Source organism: Streptomyces swartbergensis (assembly GCF_002148965.1).
GTDB classification, from domain to species: domain Bacteria; phylum Actinomycetota; class Actinomycetes; order Streptomycetales; family Streptomycetaceae; genus Streptomyces; species Streptomyces swartbergensis.
Window position 1 is genome coordinate 1 of record NZ_NGFN01000441.1, and the last position, 6,209, is coordinate 6,209.

A 6,209-nucleotide genomic window follows, 5' to 3' on the forward strand; every position below is an offset into this window, starting at 1 on the left:
GGGTGGGATCGGGCTGCGGGTGACCGGAGTTGGGGCGTACGGTGGGGGCGCGGGCGAGGGCCCGGACGGGACCGGAGTGCCGCCTGGAGGGCCGTCCCTTTGATCCCGTACTGTGGCTTTTGTCGTCAGGCAAGCAGCAGCCGGACGCGGCTCTTGGGGAAGGGACTCTTGGACTTGATGGAGCGCACCGTCGTCCGTTGTGCGGATGGGCACGTGTTCACCACCGCTTCGTTCCCGATGCAGCAGGCCGAGCGGCTCGGCCCTGGCCGGCTGCTTCGGTGTCCGCGATGTGCGCGGCTCCGGAGCGTGGTGCCCGTGAGCTACGAGAAGCGGTAGGAGCGGTAGCGGCACGGCCCGCCACAAGCACGCAGGCAGGCGCGCGGAGACGTCCGGTTGTGGTCGCTCCGCGCGCCGTGCGTATCCTCGGGGCGTGCTTCTCTCAGACAAGGACATCCGGGCCGAGATCGATGCCGGGCGCGTACGGATCGATCCCTATGACGACGCGATGGTGCAGCCGTCGAGCATCGACGTGCGGCTCGACCGCTATTTCCGGGTGTTCGAGAATCACCGGTACCCGCACATCGACCCCTCGATCGAGCAGGCCGATCTGACCCGGCTCGTCGAGCCGGAGGGGGACGAGCCGTTCATCCTGCATCCCGGGGAGTTCGTCCTCGCCAGTACCTACGAGGTCATCTCGCTGCCCGACGATCTCGCCTCCCGGCTGGAGGGGAAGAGTTCGCTGGGGCGGCTCGGGCTGGTCACGCATTCGACGGCCGGCTTCATCGATCCCGGGTTCAGCGGGCACGTGACCCTTGAGCTGTCCAACCTCGCCACCCTGCCCATCAAGCTGTGGCCGGGGATGAAGATCGGGCAGCTGTGCATGTTCCGGCTCAGCTCGCCCGCCGACTTCCCGTACGGGAGCGAGCGGTACGGGTCGCGGTACCAGGGACAGCGGGGGCCGACCGCCTCCCGGTCCTTCCTCAACTTCCATCGGAGCCAGGTATGACCGGCGTCCGGGAGAACCTGACCTACGAGCAGTTCGGCGTCGCCGTGCGCGAGCTCGCGCAGGCCATCGCCGACGACGGGTACGAGCCCGACATAGTGCTCAGCATCGCCCGCGGCGGCGTCTTCGTGGCCGGCGGGCTCGCCTACGCCCTCGACTGCAAGAACATCCATCTCGTGAACGTGGAGTTCTACACGGGCGTGGGGACGACCCTGGACATGCCCGTCATGCTCGCTCCCGTCCCGAACGTGATCGACTTCTCCGATAAGAAGGTGCTGATCACCGACGACGTCGCCGACACCGGCAAGACGCTCAAGCTGGTCCGCGACTTCTGCCTCGACACCGTCGCCGAAGTGCGCAGCGCCGTCGTCTACGAGAAGTCCCAGTCGCTCGTGAAGTGCGAGTACGTGTGGAAGCGGACCGACGAGTGGATCAACTTCCCGTGGTCCGTGGAGCCGCCCGTGGTGCGGCGGGACGGCCAGGTGCTCGACGCCTGAGACCAGGAACTTCAAGGAGCGCCAAGAAACAAGAAAAGGGGCTCCCTTCCGGGGAGCCCCTTTCTCACGCCGTGCAGCGCCTCAGACCGTGCCCAGCTTCACGATCGACAGCAGCGCGATCAGCTGGATCGCCGACGCGCCCAGCGCCTTCGGCCAGGGCAGGTCGTGGGAGCGGCTGACCATGAGGGTCAGCAGTGCGCCGCCCGCGATCCAGGTGGCCCAGCCCAGCAGCTGGACGAACGTCGCGTCGCCGCCGGCGAACATCGCGAAGACCAGGCGGGGTGCGTCCGTGATGGACATGATCAGCATGGACAGGCCGACCGTGGGCTGCCAGGCGCCGTCGCCGCCGAGCTGGCGGGCCAGGGTGTGGGTGACCACGCCCAGGATGAACGCGCTGATCACCATCGCGACCGCCGTCGTCAGGACGATGGGGATGGCGTTCGAGAGTGTGGCGTTTATCGCGTCCTTGCGGGCGCCGTCGAAGCCGAAGACGGCGAGCAGGCCGTAGAGGAACGTGACGATGAGGGCCGGGCCCCACATCGTGTAGTCCCGCATCTGGAGGAACGTCTGCCGGGGGGCGAGGACGATGCCCCTCAGCAGGGCCTTCCAGTGCAGGCGCGGGCCGACCGGGCCGGGCGGCGGGGCGGCCGAGCCGGCGCGGTAGGTGTCGCCCTGGTTGTAGGGGTCCTCGCCGACCGTGAAGGCCTGGGTGTGGCCCGGGTTGTTCGCCGCGTACGGGTCGGGCGGGCCCTGGGGGCCGGGCGGGTACGCGCCGTCGCCGAAGTACTCCGGCTCGCCCTGGTCGCCGTAGCCGCCGCCGGGCCGCCCGGCGTTCGGCTGCGGCCAGGTGGGGCCGCCGCCGTTGCCGTACGGCGGCTGCTGCGGGTACGGCTGCGGCGCCGGCGGGTAGCCGTACGACGGTCCCTGCGGCGTCTGCTGCCCGTACGGAGGGTTTTGCGGTCGCGTCTGAGGAGCGCCGTTGTTCCGGCCGCGTCCGATCCTGAATCCAGCCACGTCTTCGAACGTACCTGGTCCCGCGCGGTGGTGTGCCGGGCCCGGGCTTCCGGGCCCGGCTTTGCGGCCGAGCTGTGACATCCCTTAGGGGGAAGGGGCCTTGGGCGTCCGTGGGCCGTCAGGGTTCCGCCGTACGGGCAGCCGTAAGGGCAGCCCCACGGCCCCTCGCGGCGGCGTCAGCCGAGCATGTCCTGGCCGAGCCTCAGGTAGCCGGTCGTCGACATGCCGAGCGAGCCCGGGCCGAAGCTGATCGCGTTCTTCGTCGTCACGCCCGAGGCCGAGCCGCGCAGGCTGTGGACGGCGCCGGAGGGGTGGTTCTCGCCGTCGGCCCCCAGGGACAGGTCCGCCTTGCCGTCGCCGTTGAGGTCGGACAGGCGTACGGACGCGCCGAAGCGGTCGGCGGACTCGGCGGTGCCGGGGACGCCCGCGCTGTTCTGGGTCAGCGACTGGGCGCCGGTGGCGGTCAGGCCGGCGGCCGAGCCGCGCAGGACGGTGACGCTGCCGGCGCTCTGCACGGTGCCGACGGACTCGTAGAGCGTGCCGACGGCCAGGTCGCCGTAGCCGTCGCCGTTGACGTCGGCGATGGACAGGGCGTTGCCGAACCAGTCGCCGTCCTCGTCCGCGCCGGGGACTCCGGGGGTGTCCTGGTTGATCGTCGTCTGGGGCTGGGTGCGGACGCCCTGCGCGCTGCCGAGGTAGGCGGTGACGGAGCCGCCGATGCTCTTGCCGTCGCCGGCGACGCCGCCGTACGCCGCCGAGACGACGTCGTCGTAGCCGTCGCCGTTCAGGTCACCGACCGCCGCCAGCTCCCAGCCGCCGCTCCTGAGGAACGTCTGGTACGTGAAGCCGGAGGCGGAACCGAGGTAGATCATGTTGCCGTCGTCGTACGTCGACGCCTCGCTGCCCGTGACGACCAGGTCGTCGGTGCCGTCGCCGTCGAGGTCGCCGGCGGAGAGGTCCTGGGCGCCGTAGATGCTGTTGCCGGTCTGGAGGCCGGTGGCGAGTTCGTGGCGGGCCCCGGGGCCGGAGGCCTTGGTGAAGCCCTCGTGGATCCAGATGTCGCTGCCGGTGCTGCCGGCGGCGAGGTCGGGGCGGCCGTCGCCGTCGAAGTCGCCGACGGTGAGGGACATGCCGTACTCGTCGTGGGCCGAGACCGCCGGGTCGGGGACGCCCTTGCCGCTGGACAGGCCGCTCCTGCCGCCCCAGACGACCGTGACGGAGCCGCCGTCGGCGTCGGATCCGACGTCCTCGCCGACGCTGCCGATCACGAGGTCGGCGTACCCGTCGGCGTTGAGGTCGCCGGAGGTGAGGGACTTGCCGAAGCGGTCGCCCTGCTCGGCGGTGCCGGGGATGCCGGCGGTGTCCTGGGTGAGGACGGTGCGGCGGGCGGCGCTGATGCCGTTCGCGGAGCCGTAGGTGACGACGACGGCACCCGCGTCGGTCTTGCCGCCGACGGGGGTGTAGGGCGCGGCGGTGGCGAGGTCGCGGTAGCCGTCGCCGTTGAAGTCGTCGGCGTACTTGGCGGGGGCCGCGGCGGCCGGTACGGCGGTGAAGAGGGCGGCGCCCAGCGCGGCCGCGGTGGTCAGGGCCGCCAGGGCGTAGGGGGTGCGGTGGGCCATGTGGGGTCCTTGTGGGGTGAAGTGAGCCGGCCCGGCCCGGGTGGTCTGCCCCGAGCCGGGACCGAGCAGGTCAGTCGGGAAGCGAGCCGCCGAGCTCCGGCAGGGCGACCGCGCCGGTCTTCGTCGGCACCGTGCCCGTGCCCCGCATGAGCAGCGCGCCGTTCGCCGCGCCCACGGCCAGGTCCGCCTTGCCGTCGGCGGTCAGGTCGCGCAGGCGGAGGGTGTAGCCGAAGGAGGCGTGGGAGTCGGCGGGGCCCAGGACCGTCTGGGCGATCCAGGAGGAGCGGGCGCCGCTGAGGCCGCCGGAGCCGCCGCGGAAGACGTGGACACCGCCCTGGTCCTGAAGGCCCTCGACGTCCTCGTGCGGCACGCCGACCGCGAGGTCCGCGTAGCCGTCGCCGTTGGCGTCGGCGGCCGAGATGGCGTAGCCGAAGTCGTCGCCCGCCTCCGGGCTGCCGGAGACGCCCGAGGTGGCCTGGGTGAACGTGGTCGACGTGCCCGGGCCCGACGCCGTGCCGCGCCAGATCGTGACCGCGCCCTTGCCGTTGTCCTTGTCGGGCACGCCGAGGACGATGTCGCCGTAGCCGTTCTTGTCGAAGTCGCCGACGACCGGGCTCGGGTAGAGGCCCTCCTGCCGGTCGCTGAGGGTCCTGGACGCGCCCGAGGCGAGGCCGGAGGACGTGCCCTTGAGGAACCAGGCGCGCTCGCGGATGTCGCTGCCGGTGATCTCCGTGCCGATCACCACCAGGTCCGTCCTGCCGTCCCCGTCGACCTTTCCGGCCCCGAGAGCGGTCGAGTACCAGCCGGACTCCTTGTCGATCTCGCTGACCTTTCCGGTCGTGCCGGACTTGGTGAACGGGCCCCGGTACAGCCACGTCTCCCCGCCGCCGATCACGGCCAGGTCGGGCGAGCCGTCGCCGGTGAAGTCGCCGGTGGCGAGGTCGCGGCCGAAGTAGCTGCCCGCGCCGCCGGCGGGCGTGAGGTTCGTGCCGCCGGACAGGCCGGACTTCGAGCCCCAGACGACGGTGACCGTGCCGCGGTAGTCGGTGCTGCCGACGTGCTCCATGGAGTTGCCGACGAGGAGGTCCGCGTAGCCGTCATTGTTGAGGTCGGCGCTCGCGAGGGACTCGCCGAACTGGTCGTCCTCCTCACCGGCTCCGGGGATGCCGGCGCTGTCCTGGTGGAGGTACGTCGGGTGGGCGGTGTCGAGGCCGGTGGCCGTGCCGTACACGACCGTCACTGTGCCGCCCTCGCGGTCGACGTCGTTGTAGCCGCCGTAGGCGAGGTCGCGGCGGCCGTCGCCGTTGAAGTCGTCGTAGTGCTTGGCCACCGCCGCGGAGGCGGGGCCGGTGAGGAACACGGGGGTGACGCCGGTCGCCAGCAGGGCGGCGACCAGGGCGGTCGTGGTGGATCTGCGCATGGTGTCTCCTGGGTTCGTCAGCCGATGAGGCCGGCGCCGAACGCGCCGTAGGAGCGGGTCTGGCCGAGGCTGCCCGGGCCGAAGGAGCGGGCGCCGTCGGTGACGGGGCCGGTGGCCGAGCCGCGCAGCGTCGTGATCCCGCCGATGCCCTCGTCCTCGAAGCCGGCGGTGACGGTGAACTCGGCGCGGCCGTCCTTGGTGACGTCGGCCAGCAGGACGTCCGAGCCGAAGTAGTCCATGGCCTCGGCGGTGCCCGGGACACCGGCGGTGGCCTGGGTGAGGGTGCGGCCGCCGGTGCGCGAGACGCCCGAGGCGGAGCCGTTCATCAGGACCGTGGAACCGGCGTCCTCGAGGGTGCCGACGTCCTCGAAGACGGCGCCGATGGCGAGGTCGCCGTAGCCGTCGCCGTTGGTGTCGYCGATGGAGACCGAGCTGCCGAAGCCGTCGTTCGCCTCGTCGGTGCCGGGGACGCCGGTGGAGGCCTGGGTCAGCTCGGCCATGGGGGCGTCGCCGTTGACCGGGCCGCCCTCGGAGCCGCGGATGACGACGACCCGGCCGCCGAGGGAGCCGCTGTGGTCGTCGTCCTTCGTGAAGACGTTGCCGAGGGCGATCTCGTCGTAGCCGTCGCCGTCGATGTCGCCGAGGGCGAGGGAGGT

The 6,209-nt window shown here is 71.9% G+C and carries 5 protein-coding genes and 1 pseudogene; 2 read left to right on the forward strand and 4 right to left on the reverse strand.

Features of this window, described 5'->3' with window-relative positions:
- Positions 1-430 precede the first annotated feature (430 nt).
- Positions 431-1,006, forward strand: coding sequence for a dCTP deaminase (gene dcd / locus CA983_RS39285; protein WP_086605486.1), 576 nt, complete (start codon positions 431-433; stop codon positions 1,004-1,006).
- The gene (locus tag CA983_RS39290) at positions 1,003-1,500 is read left to right on the forward strand and encodes a phosphoribosyltransferase (RefSeq protein WP_086605487.1); all 498 of its coding nucleotides are present in this window, start codon (positions 1,003-1,005) and stop codon (positions 1,498-1,500) included. Before dcd ends, CA983_RS39290 begins: the two co-directional genes overlap by 4 nt.
- An 81-nt stretch (positions 1,501-1,581) precedes the next feature.
- Here the strand turns inward: CA983_RS39290 and CA983_RS39295 are convergent, their stop codons facing one another.
- From CA983_RS39295 to CA983_RS39310, 4 genes and pseudogenes are all read right to left on the reverse strand, one after another.
- On the reverse strand, positions 1,582-2,595 hold the full coding sequence (locus CA983_RS39295) for a Yip1 family protein (protein ID WP_086605488.1): 1,014 nt from the start codon (positions 2,593-2,595) through the stop codon (positions 1,582-1,584).
- Between the two features lie 95 nt (positions 2,596-2,690).
- Positions 2,691-4,133: an FG-GAP-like repeat-containing protein gene (locus tag CA983_RS39300; protein WP_086605489.1), complete on the reverse strand. Its 1,443-nt coding sequence runs from the start codon at positions 4,131-4,133 to the stop codon at positions 2,691-2,693.
- A 70-nt stretch (positions 4,134-4,203) separates the two neighbouring features.
- Entirely contained in the window at positions 4,204-5,553 is a 1,350-nt protein-coding gene (locus CA983_RS39305) for an FG-GAP and VCBS repeat-containing protein (RefSeq protein WP_086605490.1), read from the reverse strand.
- A 17-nt stretch (positions 5,554-5,570) separates the two neighbouring features.
- Positions 5,571-6,209: pseudogene (locus CA983_RS39310) on the reverse strand (FG-GAP repeat protein); the annotation flags it as partial.